At 67.8% G+C, this 18,533-nt stretch carries 16 protein-coding genes; 8 read left to right on the top strand and 8 right to left on the bottom strand.

Annotation, left to right across the window (positions count from 1 at the left end; translation table 11 throughout):
- Positions 1 to 22 precede the first annotated feature (22 nt).
- On the bottom strand, positions 23 to 370 hold the full coding sequence (locus tag ACTF4R_RS12175) for a DUF7344 domain-containing protein (protein ID WP_440008132.1): 348 nt from the start codon (positions 368 to 370) through the stop codon (positions 23 to 25).
- A gap of 202 nt (positions 371 to 572) precedes the next feature.
- On the opposite strand from ACTF4R_RS12175, the gene ACTF4R_RS12170 reads away from it, so the two are divergent.
- On the top strand, positions 573 to 1,052 hold the full coding sequence (locus tag ACTF4R_RS12170; protein WP_440008131.1) for an Lrp/AsnC family transcriptional regulator: 480 nt from the start codon (positions 573 to 575) through the stop codon (positions 1,050 to 1,052).
- On the top strand, positions 1,045 to 1,401 hold the full coding sequence (locus tag ACTF4R_RS12165; protein ID WP_440008130.1) for a HalOD1 output domain-containing protein: 357 nt from the start codon (positions 1,045 to 1,047) through the stop codon (positions 1,399 to 1,401). Before ACTF4R_RS12170 ends, ACTF4R_RS12165 begins: the two co-directional genes overlap by 8 nt.
- A 70-nt stretch (positions 1,402 to 1,471) precedes the next feature.
- Here the strand turns inward: ACTF4R_RS12165 and ACTF4R_RS12160 are convergent, their stop codons facing one another.
- The 5 genes from ACTF4R_RS12160 to ACTF4R_RS12140 form a co-directional block, all read right to left on the bottom strand.
- Positions 1,472 to 1,780, bottom strand: coding sequence for a DUF7344 domain-containing protein (locus ACTF4R_RS12160; protein WP_440008129.1), 309 nt, complete (start codon positions 1,778 to 1,780; stop codon positions 1,472 to 1,474).
- Positions 1,781 to 1,868: 88 nt separating this feature from the next.
- Positions 1,869 to 3,467, bottom strand: a complete 1,599-nt coding sequence (locus ACTF4R_RS12155; RefSeq protein ID WP_440008128.1) for an ArnT family glycosyltransferase — start codon at positions 3,465 to 3,467, stop codon at positions 1,869 to 1,871.
- Positions 3,468 to 3,773: 306 nt separating this feature from the next.
- Positions 3,774 to 5,033, bottom strand: a complete 1,260-nt coding sequence (locus ACTF4R_RS12150) for an ABC transporter permease (protein ID WP_440008127.1) — start codon at positions 5,031 to 5,033, stop codon at positions 3,774 to 3,776.
- A 374-nt stretch (positions 5,034 to 5,407) separates the two neighbouring features.
- Complete coding sequence (locus ACTF4R_RS12145) at positions 5,408 to 6,169, bottom strand: acyl-CoA thioester hydrolase/BAAT C-terminal domain-containing protein (protein WP_440008126.1); 762 nt, start codon at positions 6,167 to 6,169, stop codon at positions 5,408 to 5,410.
- A 924-nt stretch (positions 6,170 to 7,093) separates the two neighbouring features.
- Positions 7,094 to 7,504, bottom strand: a complete 411-nt coding sequence (locus tag ACTF4R_RS12140; protein WP_440008125.1) for an EamA family transporter — start codon at positions 7,502 to 7,504, stop codon at positions 7,094 to 7,096.
- A 167-nt stretch (positions 7,505 to 7,671) separates the two neighbouring features.
- Here ACTF4R_RS12140 and ACTF4R_RS12135 point away from each other — a divergent pair, with 167 nt between their 5' ends.
- From ACTF4R_RS12135 to ACTF4R_RS12120, 4 genes are all read left to right on the top strand, one after another.
- Positions 7,672 to 9,108, top strand: a complete 1,437-nt coding sequence (locus ACTF4R_RS12135) for a hypothetical protein (RefSeq protein ID WP_440008124.1) — start codon at positions 7,672 to 7,674, stop codon at positions 9,106 to 9,108.
- 98 nt (positions 9,109 to 9,206) lie between these two features.
- A complete protein-coding gene (locus ACTF4R_RS12130) occupies positions 9,207 to 12,521 on the top strand; it encodes an integrin alpha (protein ID WP_440008123.1) in 3,315 nt (1,104 codons plus the stop codon).
- Positions 12,522 to 12,697: 176 nt separating this feature from the next.
- Positions 12,698 to 13,102 carry a HalOD1 output domain-containing protein gene (locus ACTF4R_RS12125; RefSeq protein WP_440008122.1) on the top strand — a complete coding sequence of 135 codons (405 nt, stop codon included), beginning with the start codon at positions 12,698 to 12,700 and terminating at the stop codon, positions 13,100 to 13,102.
- 62 nt (positions 13,103 to 13,164) lie between these two features.
- On the top strand, positions 13,165 to 13,413 hold the full coding sequence (locus ACTF4R_RS12120) for a hypothetical protein (RefSeq protein WP_440008120.1): 249 nt from the start codon (positions 13,165 to 13,167) through the stop codon (positions 13,411 to 13,413).
- On the opposite strand, the gene ACTF4R_RS12115 is transcribed toward ACTF4R_RS12120, so the two are convergent.
- Positions 13,410 to 13,826 (bottom strand): SPW repeat protein, encoded by a 417-nt coding sequence (locus ACTF4R_RS12115; protein ID WP_440008119.1) that lies wholly within the window; start codon positions 13,824 to 13,826, stop codon positions 13,410 to 13,412. The two genes, ACTF4R_RS12120 and ACTF4R_RS12115, sit on opposite strands and share 4 nt — an antisense overlap.
- Before the next feature lie 124 nt (positions 13,827 to 13,950).
- Positions 13,951 to 16,014 carry a prolyl oligopeptidase family serine peptidase gene (locus ACTF4R_RS12110; protein ID WP_440008118.1) on the bottom strand — a complete coding sequence of 688 codons (2,064 nt, stop codon included), beginning with the start codon at positions 16,012 to 16,014 and terminating at the stop codon, positions 13,951 to 13,953.
- A 169-nt stretch (positions 16,015 to 16,183) separates the two neighbouring features.
- Between ACTF4R_RS12110 and ACTF4R_RS12105 the strand changes: the two genes are divergently transcribed.
- Both ACTF4R_RS12105 and ACTF4R_RS12100 read left to right on the top strand, forming a co-directional pair.
- Positions 16,184 to 17,344, top strand: coding sequence for an NAD(P)/FAD-dependent oxidoreductase (locus tag ACTF4R_RS12105; RefSeq protein WP_440008492.1), 1,161 nt, complete (start codon positions 16,184 to 16,186; stop codon positions 17,342 to 17,344).
- A gap of 57 nt (positions 17,345 to 17,401) precedes the next feature.
- The gene (locus tag ACTF4R_RS12100; RefSeq protein ID WP_440008117.1) at positions 17,402 to 18,376 is read left to right on the top strand and encodes an ornithine cyclodeaminase family protein; all 975 of its coding nucleotides are present in this window, start codon (positions 17,402 to 17,404) and stop codon (positions 18,374 to 18,376) included.
- Positions 18,377 to 18,533: the final 157 nt, after the last annotated feature.

Genomic DNA, 18,533 nt, shown 5'->3' with positions numbered 1-18,533 from the left:
ACGGGCTTTGCGTTCGCCGGGGTTATCGCTTCTCCACGTCGGCCAGACGGTCCAGCAGGCGTTCCGCCAGGTCGTCTTCCCGATACCGCACGGTGTCGCTCCGGGCGTCGTACTCGACGAGGCCGGCGTCTTCCAGCCTCGGGAGTATCCTGTGATGGAGCGCGATGGTCGCCCGTTCCGAGTCGTCGAGGTCGTGAGCGAGAAGATGCTCCCGTAACTCCTCGAAGGAGGCGACGTCTCCGTCGGTATCCTGGAGGTAGTAGAGGACGAATCGGCGGTGCTGGTCGGCGACTACCTCGAGAAGTTCGTCGAACGACGTCCCCCCACTGCTTCCCTCACCCTCGTCACGACCGGAGCCTGTATCCGTCATCGTACAGTCCCTTCCCGTAATGTTCACGACGTTTACCTATTTATGAATTTCGCAAATGTCAGTTCGTAAATTCGAACCGGGGACCCCCCATACTGCCAATTTCGCATATTTCTCCAGAATATATTCACATACTAAACTATATTTTTCAATTGTTGCGAAAAGGCCATTAGAGAAGAGGTCCTTGGGATTCCGTGAAGAGTCGATGAACCCCGACGACACGGACAAGGGTATTCTCTACATGCTCCAGAACGATGCCCGTGACGTAACGACAGAAGCGATGGCGGAGGAGGTCGGCGTGTCGGCCAGTACGGTACGCAACCGCATCGAGAAGATGGAGGAGAGAGGCGTCATCCGCGGCTATCACCCGGACGTCGATTACGACAGGGCGGGCCTGCAACTCCACGTCTTCTTCATCTGCAGAGCGCCGAATCCGCGACGAGAGCAGCTGGCGAAGAAAGCCCGTGACGTGAACGGCGTCGTCACCATCCACGAGGTGCTGAACGGGGAGGAAAACGTCCAGATAGAGGCTGTCAGCACGGACACCGACGACATGGCCCGTATCACCGACGAACTCAGCGAGCGGGGCCTCGACGTCGTCAACTCCAAGGTGCTCAAGAGCACGCACATCCAGCCGTTCGACCACTTCGGCGAGCACATCGTCGACGAGGAGAATCATGAGTAATCGACCGACGACCGAAGTGGCCTCGCCCGAGTACGACCCCGACACGAAGACGTACCGCGTCGATTACGACCACGAGAGCGTTCCGCCGAGCGTTGTCATCCCCGCCGCGATACGAGACATAACGGGGACGGAGAGGACGGAACTCGACCCGCTGTACTGGACCGTCGACGGGGACGCGCTCGACGAACTGTTCCAGCCGGCCGTCGAGGGAGACGTCCGAGCGAACGGGAAGGTGGCGTTCACCTACCACGGCTACGAGGTGACCGTGTTCGAGCGGGGACGCATCGAGTTCCGACGCGACGACGAGACGGAGCGGCCGAGGGCCTCGACGGAATCGAACGGAGGGTAGCCGACGGACGCGTCGGTTCGGACGGACGACGGGCGGACGTCGACGAGCGTGCCGACGACCGCCTCGATTCTCACTCGTCCTCCACGAGCGCGAGGTACGGGTCGACGGCGGCGCATCGGTCGGTGGGGACGACCCGGCCCGCGTCGCAGCGGACGAACTCCGAATCTTTCAGTTTCGGCAAGTGATGGTGTCGAAGCGAAACGCGGAGGCGCTCGACCGGCGTCTCGTCTTCGTGACGAGCGACGGCGTCGGTCAGGGCCGCGAACTCACAGGGACCGTCCGCCCGAAGTCGCGCGAGGACGACTCGCCTGTGAGCGTGCCCCAACACGTCGAATATCGTCGTCGGTGAAACGCTCTCGTCTTTCTCGTTTTCTCCCATCCTTCCCAGGGAAGCCGCGGGTGCGTATGTGAAGTACGACTCTGGAAAGTTTTGCGCTCTCCTGTCCGTTGTAGCACGATATCGTCCATCACCTCGGCTCGGGAGCGCTCGCGGGCGGATCGAGGGGCGGCCATCCGTCGGCGACCCGGAAGACGGCGACGTCGTCGTTCTCGAACGCGAGGTGGTACTGGGGCGAGAAGAGCATCGTCGTCACCATCGCCTCGCCCCGGGTCTTCTTCATCCCTCGGATGGTGTACTTGCCCTTCGGGACGAAGACGTAGTCCGGATGGACGCCCGCCTGCTGCAGTTCCCCGGAGAGACAGAGGGCGTTCTCGCAGCGCGACGTCCGTCGGAACTGATGTAGCTGCTCGCGGTAGGCGTCCTGTCCCTCCCACTCCACGCCCCACGGTCCGACGAGGATGGTCCTGCCGGTCTGCTGTGGGAACCATTCGGCGGCGTCGCCGAGGACGACGAACCGGGCGTCCGGAGACGTGCTCCGTTCGGCCCAGTCCATGGCCGCCACCTCGCCGTCGTCGACGAACTGGGGGAGGGAGGGGCTGCCGGCGTGGGCGTCGACGCCGCCGGCGGCGTACAGCGCGCCGGTGCTCACGCCGAGCACGACGAACACGACGACGGAGAAAGCGACCGTCTCCTCCCTGTCGAGCGCAGCGGCCTCGCGTCGCAGACGCGGCAGGAGTCCGTCGAGGAGGAACGCCGCGCTGACGAGCGCGCCGACGAGGAAGACGAATCGCGGCTTCTCGACGGTGAGGATGACGGTGGCCAGCCACGCCGGCAGGAAGTAGCGCCGCCGCGCGAGGAGGTAGAGACAGCCGACGATTGGAACCACCTTCCATATCGACAGGAACAGCGTCTCGCCGAGGAAGCGCTGGATGAACTCCTCGACCGTCGGGATGCTACTGCCGATGCCGCCGTGGGTGCCCGCTGCGGCGGCGAACACCGCGGGGCCGTGGGTCGCGAGTACTTGCGCCCACCACGGCGCGGTGAGGACGACGCCGCCGACTGCGACTGCTGCTCCGTAGGCGAACCCCTGGACCGAGCGGTCGAAGCTGACGTACAGCAGGAGAACGCTCACGGCCAAGAAGACGGTGTACACCGGATGCGTGAGTATCGTCAGCGCGAACGCGGCCATCGCCGGTACGAGCCAGCGGCGTTCGGCGTACCGGAACAGTCGCAGACCGGCGTAGATGCCCGTCAGCGCGAACAGGGTGGCGGGCGCACGGACGATGCCGCCGGCGGAGATGTGCCACTGGAGCACCGGCGGGCTGACGGCGACGACGAACGCCGCTAGCGCCGCCTGGGTGCGTGAATCGAGCAGGTCCCGGGCGACAAAGTACAGCGGGACGAGGTAGGCCACGCTGACTACACCCGGGAGAAAGCGCGCGATGGTGACCGCTCGCAGGCCCGTCAGGTCCTGGAGCACCGCGAGGACGTAGAACATCAACGGCGGATAGGCGAAGGGAACGCCGTCGGCAGTGTAACCCGGGATACGCTCCGGAAGGGCGTACCCGTTGGCGACTATCTCCTCCGCGATGCGGAAGTACAGTCCCGCACCGAACGCGGGGTACTGGTGGGATTCGAGGTAGAAGAGGAAGATGCAGACGCCGGCGACGAGGGCGGGGGTCATCCAGAGGAGTTCACCGACCACCTTTCCCCGACCGTCGTCCATTATACGACTCTCCGTGGAGTCCGTCTCTTGGGTCGTGTGCGTCTGCTCCCGAGCCATGATTCGAAACGAGGTCGTCCCGTCGACGACCGCAGTCTCCGGAAACCCTGTCACCGGACACGTTCTTTGTTATCCAGTGGCTATCGTCGCGTAGGCCCAACCTATCCGTGGAGTTCCGTCGGTTTCACCGCTGTCAATCGACGGTAACGACGGATTGGCCACAGTTCACGGTGGTAAAAGAGGACGAACGCAGCGCCACCCGGTTCGGGCGGCCTACCGTCCGTCCACGCGTCGAACGCGGCGGGACTGCTACTCGTACCGCAGCGCGTCGATGGGGTCGGTTCGCGAGGCGTCCCAGGCGGGGTACAGCCCCGCCAGCGCTCCCACGACCAGCCCCACCACGACGGCGATGCCCAGCCACTCGAAGCGGACCGCGAGCGGTAGTCCGATGAGCTGCGCGGCGACGTACCCACCGCCGAGCCCGACGAGCGCGCCTACCGTCGAGCCGAAGACGCCGAGCAGCACCGCCTCCAGCAGGAACAGCTGGAGCACGTCGCTGTTCTGCGCGCCCACCGCTTTCATGATGCCGATCTCCCGCGTCCGCTCCGTCACCGACACAAGCATGATGTTCGCGATGCCGATGGAGCCGACGACGAGCGAGATGAGAGCGATGCCAGTGATGTAGGCGGTGAACGTGTTGCTCACCTGCCGGACCTGCGCGACGAGTTCGTCCTGGGTAGTGACCTTGAACGTGTACCCACGTCGCTTCAGCTGGCGGGCGTCGGACTGTTCGCCGAGGTAGGTGTACACGCGGCCCTGAACGGCGTCGACCTGCTGCGTACTCTTGGCGAGTACGAGTATCCGCCCGTAGACGCGCTGGTTCTCGTTCGCCGACGGACTGAAGACGGTCCGCTGGTAGAACGGGTCCGTCGGCGCGTATATCTCCGGCTGGGGCCCTTCCTGGATTCCGAGCGCGGACTGCTCGGTCGGTTCGACGATGCCCACCACGGTGGCGTTCAGCGGCTCGCCGTTGGCCGCTCGCGTGATGGTTATCGTATCGCCGACCGAGACGTTGCCAGCGGCGAACATCTGCGCCGCAGGCCGGTTCAGTACGACCTCGCGCTGGCCGCTCTGGAACGCACCGCCGGCGACGAACTCCTGGTTCCTGACGTCGAAGTACGACGGCGACGTCACCGTCACCCACTGACGGCTCACCGTCGAGTTGTCGTACTCGACGGTCGAGGCGGCGATGCCGCTCTGCGGGACCGCCGCTTCGACGCCGCGAAGCGACCGGATGCCGTTCACGTCGTGTTCGGTGAACACGGTCTCTCCGCCGCCGCCGAGGTCCGGAAGGCCGGTGTTGCCCTCCGACTGTGCAGAGACGTACAACGTCGCGGCGTTGCCTCCCGCCACGGTCTGGACGATGTCGGCCTGCAGGCTCGCTCCCAGCGTTACGAACGTGATGACGGCGGCGACGCCGATGATGACGCCGAGCGTCGTCAGCGCGGAGCGTAGCTTGTGCTCCCGGATGTTGCGCAGGCTGATGCGCAGGCTCTCGAGTGCGTTCATCCCCGGCCGTCTCGCCCCGCTCGATTCGACGGTGCGGCCGGCGGGGTCCCCTCGTCACCGTCGGTTGAGAACCTCCGGTCTGATAGCCCACCGTCGGTTGAGAACCTCCGGTCTGATAGCCCACCGTCGGTTGAGAACCTCCGGTCCGTCTGTGTTACTCTTCGCACGTTGTCGTTCCTCGATGCTGCCATTCCCGTTCCCCCGACCACGTTACGCGTTCACCGGACAAAAAGCCACGAGGTAGAAACGCCGGATTAATGGCCTGAAACGTCGGATTAGGCCAGAATCGGGGCGAGCCGAGAGAGCGAACGGGGAGACCCCGACCGTCGAGGAGAGAGGACCCGCGTCTCCTGTATCGGCTGCAGGCTCACGTGCTACGCTTCTTGTTTGAGGCCACGGTCTAGATAATCGAGAACGAGCGGCCAGGAGTTCGCTGCGGCCCGTGCATTCGCTCTCGAGGTGCCACCTCTCTCGTCGTTCGAGGGGCTGCCCGTGTAGTCGGCATACGGCATGCCGAACACGTGGCCGGCATTACAGTACGCCCGAAGGCCGTACGGATGTGAATAGTCGCGTCGTCGTAATCGACTGATAGTCAGTGCTGATACGGGAGCCGATGGCCACTCTCGATCGTCCACTCCAGCGAGCAACAGTACGGGTCCGTCGATATCCTCGACCGGAACGAGGACCCGTTGGAGGGTCTCGTCCGGGACGCGGGAACGAATCGAGTCCGGGAGAGATTCGAGCTCACAGCGGTGCTGATGGATGGCCTCGACCGCGTCGAAAACGGTTCCAACCGGGTCCGACCCTGCCACCGGCTTCCCGTTTCGAGTCCACGCGGGGCGACCGATGAACGCCCTCGGAGGGACCCCGGCAACCCCGTGGCCGACGACGCCCCCACCGGAGTAGCCGATCACCGTCGCCGGCCCGTCGTAGTTGGCTGCGGTCAGTAAGGCGGCTTCGACCCCACGTGAAATCCCGAGGACTCCGATTCCCCCGTCACGAACCGCCGGCCGATTCGTTAGCCACCGAATCGCGTTATCGAAGTATTCGAGCGGAATCTCTTTCAGCGATTCGGGCAACCCGGGCGCGTCGAAGTACTGCAACGCGAGAGTCGCGTATCCCTGCGTTGCCAGCATCTTACTCAGTCGATGCGGGACAGCGGCGTGCGAACCGTGAAGTGCGAGTACGGGCGGATGCGGCCCTGACGTCGATGGCTCGTAGAGCCATCCAACCAGTCCGTTCGTTTCGACTGGCTGTCGTGAGATTCCTGGATCGACGAGGACTCGACGCTGTGAGTCACGAGCTTCAGAGCGTTCGAGAGGGCCGGAGCGGGCCCGAAACGCAATCTCCGCCCTGGTCTGGTCGCCCATGACGAAATTAGACGGCGACGAGAAGAGGCCCGCTGAGGACAGTCGGTGAAGAATCATATCGATCTCCGATCGATCTGCCACCTGGAGACCCCTCTCCGACCCGTACCACTCCGACTTCGGCGCATTAGTCGTTAGGTGGGTAGTCGAGAGCGTGGCTTCCCCGTGGCTATCAGTCCGGAGTGACCACGAACCCTCGAACGTGCGGCCTCGCGCATCGTTGGCGACGAAATCGAGCGTAGCCGAGGTCTCTGGCTCGAAATCGGACAGGCGAACGCGAAGCGGGTCGCCGACCGTGGTCTGGGCCGGAGCCTGGATAGACCCCCTATTCCCGCCGAAGAGTGAACCAGTGAGACATCCGGCGGTAGCGACCGTGCCGATGGCCGCTACTGACGCCAGTAATTCGCGCCGAGAGCGACGTTCAGGAGCCATCTTGGTTAGACAAGAGCTATTTCGTTCAGGTTATCTTAAGATTCTTCTCCCGAGTACTGGATGTGCGTATCAGCTATCGGTCCGAGTACGATAGTGGTCTCATCGCATCCAGTCGCTCTCGAATAGAATCTGCATCAGGCGCTCGATAAATCCGTGCTTCGAGCACACCTGGTCTAGCCCGAACTCTCGACGAGAGCCCCTGCATCGAGAGCCACGATCTCACCTTCCGGCGACGGTGACAATGGTATAGCGCCATGCGGTTTAGGAGGCGAGCAGCGCCACGGCGCAGACGGCCAGCGCGACGCCTGCCACGTCTTTCGCCGACAGTGACTCGCCGAGGACGAGGACTGCGAGAACGGCCGCGACGACGAAGTAGAGTCCGGTGACGGTCGTCGCGACCGCCGCACTCCCGCTCTTCAGGGCGGCGTAGTAGCTTATCGCACCGACGCCGGAGAAGAGACCCCCGGCCAGCGCGTACGTGACGCCCGGCCCCGACAGCGACACCGAACCGGGACCGGCGGCGATGTATCCGAGCGCGACCGCGACGCCGCCGGCGTAGGAGATCACCATCGCCGCCTCGGGCGACAGCGTCTCCGTCGCCAGGTCGGCGAACAGCGCCCAGAACCCCCAGGCGACCATCCCGACGACCGCGAACAACACTGCCGTTCGCATGCGTCGACGGTCACGCGCCGACGAGGAATGGATTCCGGTATCGGCGAGACGCGAACGCTCGCCGGCCCCCGAAGCCGTCAGAAGGAGGACTCTACCGGTCGTGAGCCGTCGCTTTTCGCTGGCTCAGGACGAGCATAACAAACTGCCGGGCGGGCGACCGGACGGCCATGCGACGCGCAACACTCTTCGCCCTCGCGCTGGCGGTCGCGGCCGCAGGTGCCGTCGCGGCCGCCGGCGGCCACGCACACGTCCACGACCGCGAGAGCGTCCCCGACCGCGGCGCGGGAGCGGGCGTCGCGAGCGGTGCACCGACCGACGACGCGGCCCCGCCGGAGCGGTGGAACCGGACGTACGGTGGCGACGGCGAGGACACGTTCGCCGACGTGGTCCGGACGGAAGACGGCGGGTTCGTCCTCGCAGGCTGGACCGAGCGCGGCGGAGACCGCGACGGATGGGTGGTGAAGGTCGACGCGAGCGGCGACCGGCAGTGGACGCGAACGATAGGTGAGAGCGGAACCGACCGACTGTACGGCGTCGTGCGCACCGACTCTGGCTTCCTGCTGGCCGGCCGCTCGGACCGCGACGGCGGGGCGCGAGGCTGGATGCTCTCGCTCGCCCCCGACGGGTCGACGCGCGCCGACCGGACGCTCGGCACCGGCGCGTTCACGGCGATAGCGTCCGGCGGAAGCGACGGGGAACGGTACGCCCTCGCCGGATGGACCCGGACCGACGCCGGCGTCGGCGGCTGGCTGGTCGCGGTCGACGCCCGGGGGAACGAGGAGTGGGAACGGGCGTACCCGGCGCCGGACGGCTACTCGTCGGCGCGGCTGAAGGCGGTCGCACCCGCCCCAGACGGCGGCTACTTCCTCGGCGGCGACGCCAGCCGGGACGACAGCGACGCGTGGGCGCTCCGCGTCGGCCCCGACGGCGAACCGGCGTGGAACCGGACGCGGGGCGGTCCGGGCCAGGAGGCCATCTGGGCCGCGACGCAAAGTCAGAACTCGGGAGTAGTCCTCGCGGGCGAGACCGAACGCGGCGGCGCGCTCGACGGCTGGGTGCTGGCGTACGCCGCCGACGGGAGCCTCGCCTGGAGTCAGCGCTACGGCGGCCCCGAGCGCGACTGGCTCGACTCCGCGATGGCGGTCGACGGCGGCTACCTGTTCACGGGCGGGACGCTGACCGGCCGCGTCGGTAGCGCGGACGGGTTCGTCGTGAAGACGGCCGGCGACGGCTCGGTCCGGTGGAATCAGTCGTACGGCAGTTCCGCCTGGGACAAGCCGTGGCCGGCGGTGGAGACCCGCGACGGCGGATACCTGCTGGCCGGCCGGACCGAAGGGTTCGGCGCGTCGGGGAAGGACGGGTGGTTGCTCCGACTCGAGAGCGACGGTCAGTCCGCTGGAACGGACACCGCGAGTGACGAGACGGACGGGCAGTCGACGACCGAGGCGGGCGGAAACGATGCAGGGGACGGAGACGGGGGCGAGAGCACGTCGACGGCGACACCCTCCGCGGCAGGCGGAATAACCGACTACACCGGGGTGCTCGGCGTGGCCGCCGCCGGCGTCGTCGCCGTCCTCCTCTGGCGGAGACGCTACCGGAAGTAATCGCGATTACCGCCTCGCCGTCGGCGGAAATCCGGCGTTGTCGAACGGCCACGTCTGAATAACAAAGACGGCGACGGTAGTATCGGACGAGAGTAGAGATGTCCGGGGGCGACCAGCCGCGAAGCGACGACGCGAACGGCGGCGAACGCGGGCGGAGAACAGGACGCAGCGATGACGGTGGGCGCGAGAACGCGTCGAGTGGCCCGCGTTACCGGAGCGCCGCGGTGGTGGTCGTCGCGTGGTTGGTGGCGACGAGCCTGCTGGTCGGCGGCGGGGGACTGCTCGTCGGCTCCACCCCGGGCGACGCGACTGACCAGCGGACGACCGACCGACGGGGAGCGGTGCCGCGCGGACCGGCGGGCACCGTCCCGCTCGGGTACGCGGACGTGAAACTCTCGGGGACGGCTGCCGAGGAGCGCGCGGGCTGGAGCGTCGCGTCGGCGGGCGACCTGAACGACGACGGCGTCGACGACTTGCTCGTCGGGGCGCAGACCGACGACGAGGGGGGCGACAACGCGGGCGCGGTGTACGTCGTCTTCGGGCCGGCCGAGCGAGGGTCGGTGTCGCTCGCCGACGCCGACGCGAAACTCGTCGGCGAGAGCGAGGGCGACCGCGCCGGGTTCGCCGTCGCTGCGGGCGACCTGAACGACGACGGCGTCTCGGACGTTGTGGTCGGTGCACCGCTCGACGACGACGGGGGAAAGAACGCTGGCGCGGCGTACGTCGTCTACGGCGGCGATTCGCTGTCGGGAACTGTTCCGCTCGCCGAGGCGGACGCGAAACTCGTCGGAGCGGGGGCCCGCGACCGCGCGGGCTGGTCGCTGGCGACGATGGCGAACGCCTCGACCGGGAGTGACGATGGGGAGACGCCGGGGGTGCTCGTCGGCGCGCCGTACGCCGACGCCGGGGGCGCGGACGCCGGCGCTGCCTACCTCGTCGCCGGCGAATCGCTGGACGGGCCCACCGAGCTCTCGCCGGACAACGCTCGGAGCCTCGACGGGGCGGCCGCCACGTTCGTCGGCGAGAGCGAGGGCGACCACGCCGGCTTCGCCGTCGCCGCAGGTGACGTGGACGGCGATTCCGGGGCGGACGTGGTGGTCGGTGCGCCGAACGCCTCCACCACAGCGCCGGCCGCCGGCGCGGCGTACGTCGTCACCAACCTCCGTCGCTCGGGAACGGTCGACCTCGGCGACGCGAACGCGACGCTGACGGGGGCGAACGAGGGCGACGAAGCCGGCTTCGCGGTCGCGTCCGGCGGCGACCTGGACGGCGACGGTACCGCCGACGTGGTCGTCGGAGCGCCGTACGTCGACGACGAGGCGAGGGACGCGGGCGCGGCGTACGTCGTCTACGGCGGTGACCTGGACGGCGACCGCAGCCTCGCGGCAGCGAACGTGACGCTACCGGGCGAGCGCGCCGGTGACCTCGCCGGCTGGTCGGTCGCACTCCCTGCGGACGCGAACGGCGACGGGTTCGACGACCTCCTCGTCGGCGCGCCGTACGAGGACGAGGGCGGGACGGACGCCGGCGCCGCCTACCTGCTGTACGGGTCCCAGCTGGCGTCGACCCAGGAGCTCGCCGGGGCGCACGCGAAGTTCGTCGGCGAGAGCGAGAGCGACCTCGCGGGCTTCGACGCGGCGGGCGCTGGCGACGCCAACGACGACGGCGCTGGTGACCTGTTCGTCGCCGCGCCGTACGACGACTCGCGCGAGACGAACGTCGGGGCGGCGTACGTCGTGTTCGGCGGTGCGCCGCCGGGAGAGACCACTGCGACGGCGACGCCCGAGACGACGGTGACGAAGACGACGACCCGCGAGGAGAAGCCGACCGAACCGAAGCCGGGAGAGACGAAACCGACCAAGACGACGCCGAAACCCGAGCCGAGGCCGAAGACCGAGCCGCTGGACGTGACGGTCGCGTTCGACTGCACCAAGGCGACCGTCACCGCGGACCAGTACACGCGGGTCGTGCTCCGGTTCCGCGACGGTTCGAGGCAGGCGTTCACTGGCATCTACAGCGGGACGAACGTCTTCGCGGGAACGGCGGCAGACGAGGTCATCACCCGGATTCGGGTGTTCGACGGGCCGAACTCGTTCAAGGTGGTTCGCAACGACGTGTCCGGATGCGTTCCGAAACGGACGACGGGGGAAACGACCACGACCACGACGGAGAAGCCCCCGACTACCACCACGACGAAGGAAGAACCACCGACCACCACGACTACGACGAAGGAAAAGCCCCCGACTACCACCACGGCCACCACCACCACGAAGGAAGGGCCACCGACGACGACAACCACGACGAAGGAAGAGCCGCCGACCACGACTACCACGACCACGGAGAAGCGGCCACCGACCACCACGACTACGACTACGACGAAGGAGGAACCGCCGGCGGAGAACCACATCGTCGTCGTCGGGAACGCCGACGAGCCGGTCCGGTACGACTTCGTGGTCGAGGGTGACGCCGAGAAGACCGCCGAGAGCGGCGACGCGCCGGTGCCGGACGGGCGGATAACGGTCAGCGACGAGGACCGCATCGAGGCGATCTCCGGCGGCGGTTCCCGGGTCACGGGCGCGGTCGCGGGCGACGCCGACGCCTACCGGTTCACCGGCGACGTCTCGCGGTTCCGCATCGAGCTGACCGCGACGACCCTGGAGAAGGCGACCATCTACATGAACGGAGAGGCGGTTCAGCCGGCCGAACTCGGCGACAGTCCGGCCGCTGGAACGCCGGTGACCTACCTCAACTGCTCGGCGGCGCGCGTCGACGGCGAGTTCCCGGAGGTGCGGGCCCACGTCAGCTTCGTCGCCGACGACGGCGGGTTCGCCACGAGCCTCTTCTCGCTCGACCCCGCCAGCGGGACGACGCTCGTCCACCCCACCCAGTTCCAGGACCCGCCGTTCGGCCTGGACTACGTCGAACTGTACGCTGACCCCGCCGGAACCGACCTCCGGTTCCGGCCGTTCAACCCCTACGCCGGCCCGTGGTGTCTGGAAGCGCCGGCGGAGACGACCGCCACGACCGCGACGACAACTACGACGACCACCCCGGCCACTCCAACGACCAGGGAGACCACCACGACGGAGGAGAGACCACCGACGACGACGACCGAGACGACCACGCCCACTGAGACGACCACCCAAACGACGACGACCGAGACGACCACGCCCACTGAGACGACCACCCAAACGACGACCACGGAGACCACCACCGAGACGACCACCACGGTCACCGCGGCGGAGGAGCGGGTGACGGAGGAATCACCGACGACGGAGTCGACCGACGTCCCAGAGCCGGAGCCGACCGAGACGGCAGCGGCGGAGACGGAAGCGGTCGAACCCGTGGAGACGACCGAACCCGCGGCGTCCGAAGTCACGGAGACGGCGACCGTCGCGTCTGGGGATGGATAGTCGTGGAGCGACGGTCGCTAACGACGGAATCAGGGGAGGAGAAACGGTTCGACGAATGCGTTCTGCCGACGCTGCGACTGGTCGTACCTTCGCTGCATTCAACTGCAATCGGGATTCTTTTGTTCCTGTAACCAGTCTGGCACGGTAATCGAATCTCTTGGGACCAGAAACCATCCATGAAGAACGAACGAATCACCGAACGAGCGACGGACCTGGACCGGGACGCGAGGGCAGCGTACCAGGTCTCCGGTACCGACGAGGACGTGAGCACGAGAGTTATCCGAGCCGTCGAAGAGATAGTCGGCGACGACGAGTCGAACCGGACGTGGCTGTACGACAGCGTGGACCCGGACGCGCTCGACGCTATCTTCGACGACAAGCACGACGGAACGCCGCGAACGGACGGGAAAGTCGTGTTCACCGCACAGCGGTGTGAGATAGTCGTTCACGGCGACGGGTCGCTGGTCATCTACGCCCCCGAAGACCACGACCCCGAAGACGACTCCGGCACGACGCGCGATTCCCCCGACGGACCGCAGAACGAGAACGGTGGTTCGCCGAATCGAAGCGACGGTTCGTAGCGCCTGGGGAAGACCGAAACGGTATTGTGGTCCCAACCGTCACCACGGTCAAGGAACGATTGATGACCGACAATGGAGACGTTACCTTCCGGAAGATGCTACGCGAGTGGCCCGTACAGACCAGCCTGTTCAGTTTCGGTCCAGTCGTGCTCGCGGCCGCGCAACTACTCAACGGATTCTACTTCGGCAGCACGCTCACCTACCACGCGCTGTTCGGCGTCGTCATGGTCGCGTTCGCCGTGCTCGTCACGCGCCACCACCTCGTGACGTTCCGTATCCGACAGCTCGAAAACGAAAGCCGAAATTTCTAGGCCCGGGTCGGCGCGCCCGTTCTCGTCTCGCGTCCGGCGTACGCGTTGTACCCCGCGATGCCCGCGACGACGATGCCGGAGATGACGTCGCTCCAGAACGCCGCACCGATGTCCGCGATGACGAACGGGACGAGTATCATCCACAGCCCGAGGAGCGCGACGAATCCGGCGCTACCGACGCTGACCTCGTAGCCGTTCGTCATCCGGTAGTAGTTGTACCCCGCTATCAGGAAGATAGCGAGGCCGACGATTACGTTGTTCCAGTAACTTACGGTCGACATCGCGTCGTACACGAACGCGGAGACGAATATCCACGCGCCGACGAGCGACACGAAGCCGCTGAGCCACTTCAGGTTCGAATCCGCGGTCGTCTGCTCGGTCGTCCGCCTGCGTTCGGTTTCTGATTCACTCATACAACGAGGTACGATTCGTGACGTATAAACCGCGACGACCGTTTACGACTCGGAATCGAGCTTCGATAACTGTTCAACCGCTGCGGGGGGCCGACGACGAGGGCGCTACTGGGGAAACGCGTCGTTACACCCTCTCGGGGTCGTGTGACTCGAACCAGTCGGCGATGGCTTCCAGTCGGTGGACCGCTCTGTCCGGGTCGCCGATGGCGTGGTGTTCGTCGGGGTAGACGACCAGTTTCGCGGGAACGCCCTGCTTTTTCACGCTGACGTAGAGCTGTTCCGACTGGGACGGCGGACACCGCCAGTCCTCGCCGCCCGCGGTGACCAGCAGCGGCGTGTCGACGTCGCCCACGTCGGTGATGCTGGAGGACTCGTCGTACGCCTCGGGGTGCTCCCACGGGAGTCCGAAGTCGTTCTCCCACCACTTGTGGGCGTCGTCGGTGCCGTACGACGAGCGCAGGTCGTAGATGCCGTGTTCGGCGGCGGCCGCCGCGAACCGGTCGGTGCTCGTCACGAGGTAGCCGGTCGTGATACCGCCGTAGGAGAACCCGGTAGCGAAGGTTCGCTCGGGGTCGACCCAGCCGCGGTCGACGAGGTGGTCGACGCCCGAGCAGACGTCGTCCACTTCCCGGTGGCCCCAGTCGCCGCGGATGCTCTCGGAGAACGCCCGGCCGTAGGAGCTACTGCCCCGGTAGTTCGGCCGCAGGACGACGTACCCCCGGTCGGCGAGGTAGGCGTACTCGAACCGGAACTCGGGAGCGTCGTAGGAGACGGGGCCGCCGTGGATGGAGACGACGAGCGGACGCTCCTCGGGGTCGTCTCGGTCGAACTCGGGCGGGAGGTAGGCGATGGCCTCGACCGCGTCGCCGTCGTCGTTCTCGTAGGTGACTCGCTCGCACGCCGGCATCGCGTGACTCTCGACGAACGTCTCGTTCGACGCGGTCAGCCGCCTCGGTTCCGCGCCGTCGGCGTCGAGGTCGGCGACGTCGAGCGCGTAGCAGTCGGTCGGCGCGTCCGGTTCGGTGAGCGCCAGGGCCACCGCGTTGCCCGCGAGGTCGAACCCCCGGACCGTTCGGTACTCGCCCTGCGCGGAGAAGGTCCGCTCCGGGTCGCTCCCGTCGGCGAAACACCGCACGAGGCACGTGCTCCCCTCGTCACCGACGAGCGCGACCAGCGTCTCCTCGTCGGTCCAGCGAACGGTGCCGTCGCGGGCGACGGTACGGTCGAGCGACGCCGAGACGGACCGGTAGGTGGCGTCGTCGGCGCCGACGCGCTCGGCGACGTACACCTCGTCGGGCACGTGCCAGTTCGTCGGCGTGCCGGCGGCGAACGCGAGCCGGTCGCCGTCGGGACTCCATCGAGGGCCGCGAGCGACGACGTCGCCGTCCGTGAGCCGTCGGCAGTCGCCGCCGTCCGGGGCGACGGTGAACACGTCCATCGCGCTCTCGTCGTCCGGGCGCTCACCGTGGTTCGCGACGAACGCGATGCGGTCGTCGCCCCACGCGGGTTGCATCCCCGTCATCGGCTCGTACGCGCCGCCGCCGTGGGCGTCGTCGAGGCGACGTTCCTCGCGGGTGTCCACGTCCACGACGAAGAGATACGTCGCCACGTCGTCGAGGTAGCCCCGTCCGTCGGCCTTGTGCTGGAGACGTTCGAGTTCCACGGGACCGCCGTCGCGGCGTTCGCGGAGGTACTCGGCCTGCTCGTCGGTCGGGTCGCGGGACGCGACGACGACGCGGTCGCCCTCGGGTCCCCAGTCGAACTCGCGGACGCCCTCCTCCCGGGCGGTCACCTGCCGGGCGTCGCCGCCGCGTTCGAGGTCGAACAGCCAGACCTGCGACTGCGGTTCTTCCGCACCCGTGCCGGATTCGTCGCCGTCCTCCTCGGTGCTCTCCTCGTCGGCGTCGTCCCGAACGGCGAGCGCAGCGTCCTCCTCGCGGGCCGCGACGAACGCGAGTTTCGACCCGTCGGGCGACCACTTCGGCGACCCCGCGTCGGAGGCGCGCGTGAGTCGGTACGGCTCCCGGCTGCCGTCCGTCGGGACGACGAACAGCGAGCTTCGACGGTCGTCCTCCGAGCGGTCGAACTCGTCGGCGACGAACGCGAGTCGGTCGCCCGAGGGCGACAGTGCGACGTCCTCGACCAGCGTCAGGTCGTAGAAGTCGCCGAGGTCGAACGTGTCTGCCATGGTGGACGTCCGGACGCGGGGGTTATCAGTGTACGTCCTGCAGCAAACCGACGCCCGTCCGGACGGCACGGAGCAGGGTCCGCTGGTCGGAAACCCGACCGGCCCCGCGCGGCGAGCGTTCCGCCGGGCCCACCGACGAAACCATTACACCCGGGTCCGTACTCGGGCCATGCGCATCGTCGTCGTCGGGGGCGGAATCGTCGGACTCGCCAGCGCCTACTACCTCGCCGAGCAGGGCAACGACGTGGTCGTCTGCGAGCGGTCCTCGCTCGGCGCGGGCAGCACCGAACGCTCTGCGGGCGGCATCCGCCAGCAGTTCTCCACGCGCGTCAACGTCGAACTCTCGCGGGCGAGCGTCGACGTCTGGGAGGACTTCGAGGCGGAGTTCGGCGTGGACATCGCCTACCGCCGTCCCGGCTACCTCTTTCTCGCTCGCGAGGACGCCACTGCCGAGCGGTTCGCCGAGAACGTCGCCGTGCAGAACGACCTCGGCGTCCCGAGCGAACTGCTCGACCCCGAGGCGGCCCGCGAGCGCTGCCCCGAACTGCGCGCCGAGCAGTTCGTCGCCGCCACCTACTGTCCGACGGACGGGTTCGCCGACCCGCACCTCGCGCTCCAGGGGTTCGCCCGCGGAGCGCGGGAGGCCGGCGTGGACGTACGGACCGGCGTCGCGGTGACCGACGTGCTGCGCGGCGGCCGCCGCGCCGACGGCGGCGTCACGGGCGTCGAGACGGCGTCGGGCCGCGTCGACGCCGACTTCGTGGTCAACGCAGCCGGACCCTGGGCGCGGGAGGTGGCCGCGATGGCCGACGTCGACCTCCCGATCGCGCCGAAACGCCGACAGATAGCGGTCGTCGACCCGGAGACGCCCGTCCCGGCCTCGGTCCCGCTGACCGTCGACCTCGACACCGGCGCGTACTTCCGGCCGGAGCGGGAGGGTGCGGCGCTCGTCGGCGGTCACTTCTCGGCCGACGACCCCGACGCCGACCCGGACGCGTTCGACCGCTCGTCGGACCTCGACTGGACCGCGACGGCCGTCGAGCGAGCGGCGGACTGTGCTGGGTACTTCGGCCCGGACTCCCGCGTCCGACGGGGCTGGGCGGGGCTGTACGCCGTCACGCCCGACCACCATCCCATCGTCGAGGAGACGGTGCCGGGACTCGTCACCGCCGCCGGCTTCTCCGGCCACGGCTTCCAGCACGCGCCGGCCACCGGTCAGATCGTCGCGGAACTCGTCTGCGACGGGGAAATCTCGCTCGTCGACGCGTCCGGACTCGACAGCGCGCGCTTCGAGGAAGACCGCACCGTCGAGGAGCACAACGTGGCCTGACCGCGGGCGGGGCCGGGGCCACGTAACGCTCACAAACCCACCGGACGAACGCGAGGCATGGTCAGGATACTCTCGGATGCCGACGTGGCGGCGTGTCTCGACGTCGACGAACTCCTCCCGGTCGTCAGGTCGGCGTTCGTCAGCCAGGGCCGAGGCGAAGTCGAGCGGCCCGACCGCCCGCACTTCCCCGTCGGCGCGGGCATCGCGGGCGACGAACCGCTCGGCACCGGCCTCGCGATGCCGGCGTACGTCCACGGCGCGGACCACTACGCGACGAAACTCGTCGGCGTCCACGAGGGGAACGCGACCCGCGGCCTGCCGACCGTCAACGCCCAGGTCGTCCTCACGGACGCCGAGACCGGCCAACCTGCCGCGTTCCTGGCGGGGAACCGGATAACGAACGCCAGAACGGGCTGCATCGGCGGTCTCGCGGCCGCAGAGCTCGCGAACACGCCGGTCACGCTCGGGGTCATCGGCGCTGGGACGCAGGCCCGCTGGCAGGCGCGCTGCATCGCGGCGGCGACCGACCTCGCCGCCGTCCGCGTCTACTCGCCGAGCGATTCGAAGCGAGCCTGCGCCGAGGACCTCGACGACGAACTCCGCGCCCCCGTAGAGGCGGTCGAGACGCCGAGAGAGGCAGTCGCGGGTGCGACCGTCGTCGTCACGGCGACGACGAGCACGACGCCGGTTCTCGACGGCGAGGACGTGGACGACGGGACGCTCGTCGTCGCCATCGGCGCGTACACGCCCGAGATGCGCGAACTCGACGCGACGACCGTCGAGCGCGCCGCGCGCGTCTTCGCCGACGTCCCCGAGGAAGCGGCCGACGTGGGCGATCTCCGGGAGGTCGGGGTCGCCGAGGCGGATCTCGTCCCCCTCTCGGCGGTGTTCGAGGAACACGCCGGCCGGGAGTCGAACGACGAGATTCTGGTCGTCGAGAGCGTCGGGTCGGCGGTGCTCGACGCCGCCGCGAGCGAGCACGTCTTCGAGCGGGCGCAGACGACCGGACGGGGCACCGACGTCTCGCTGTAACGTACCGCCATCTACCGGATACCTGTCTATCTTCCCGGAAAGCTATCTCGACAGTACTCTCGTCGTTACCCGACCGCAGTCCGAAGTCCGCCGTCTAGGTAGTTATCTGGCAAGCTATCCAGATAGCTATCTGGTCGCAGTCGCCGGATCCTTCGAG

The organism is Halomicrococcus pelagicus (assembly GCF_051917725.1).
GTDB lineage: Archaea > Halobacteriota > Halobacteria > Halobacteriales > Haladaptataceae > Halomicrococcus.
Note: the sequence above shows the minus strand (reverse complement) of the source record. Positions and strands in the feature narration are given on the sequence as shown.

Bases quoted from the DNA above. Each gene is read 5' to 3' on its own strand.
- ACTF4R_RS12175 (WP_440008132.1), bottom strand. From the start codon at position 370: ATGACGGATACAGGCTCCGGTCGTGACGAGGGTGAGGGAAGCAGTGGG.
- ACTF4R_RS12170 (WP_440008131.1), top strand. From the start codon at position 573: ATGAACCCCGACGACACGGACAAGGGTATTCTCTACATGCTCCAGAAC.
- ACTF4R_RS12165 (WP_440008130.1), top strand. From the start codon at position 1,045: ATGAGTAATCGACCGACGACCGAAGTGGCCTCGCCCGAGTACGACCCC.
- ACTF4R_RS12160 (WP_440008129.1), bottom strand. From the start codon at position 1,780: ATGGGAGAAAACGAGAAAGACGAGAGCGTTTCACCGACGACGATATTC.
- ACTF4R_RS12155 (WP_440008128.1), bottom strand. From the start codon at position 3,467: ATGGACGACGGTCGGGGAAAGGTGGTCGGTGAACTCCTCTGGATGACC.
- ACTF4R_RS12150 (WP_440008127.1), bottom strand. From the start codon at position 5,033: ATGAACGCACTCGAGAGCCTGCGCATCAGCCTGCGCAACATCCGGGAG.
- ACTF4R_RS12145 (WP_440008126.1), bottom strand. From the start codon at position 6,169: ATGCTGGCAACGCAGGGATACGCGACTCTCGCGTTGCAGTACTTCGAC.
- ACTF4R_RS12140 (WP_440008125.1), bottom strand. From the start codon at position 7,504: ATGCGAACGGCAGTGTTGTTCGCGGTCGTCGGGATGGTCGCCTGGGGG.
- ACTF4R_RS12135 (WP_440008124.1), top strand. From the start codon at position 7,672: ATGCGACGCGCAACACTCTTCGCCCTCGCGCTGGCGGTCGCGGCCGCA.
- ACTF4R_RS12130 (WP_440008123.1), top strand. From the start codon at position 9,207: ATGTCCGGGGGCGACCAGCCGCGAAGCGACGACGCGAACGGCGGCGAA.
- ACTF4R_RS12125 (WP_440008122.1), top strand. From the start codon at position 12,698: ATGAAGAACGAACGAATCACCGAACGAGCGACGGACCTGGACCGGGAC.
- ACTF4R_RS12120 (WP_440008120.1), top strand. From the start codon at position 13,165: ATGACCGACAATGGAGACGTTACCTTCCGGAAGATGCTACGCGAGTGG.
- ACTF4R_RS12115 (WP_440008119.1), bottom strand. From the start codon at position 13,826: ATGAGTGAATCAGAAACCGAACGCAGGCGGACGACCGAGCAGACGACC.
- ACTF4R_RS12110 (WP_440008118.1), bottom strand. From the start codon at position 16,014: ATGGCAGACACGTTCGACCTCGGCGACTTCTACGACCTGACGCTGGTC.
- ACTF4R_RS12105 (WP_440008492.1), top strand. From the start codon at position 16,184: ATGCGCATCGTCGTCGTCGGGGGCGGAATCGTCGGACTCGCCAGCGCC.
- ACTF4R_RS12100 (WP_440008117.1), top strand. From the start codon at position 17,402: ATGGTCAGGATACTCTCGGATGCCGACGTGGCGGCGTGTCTCGACGTC.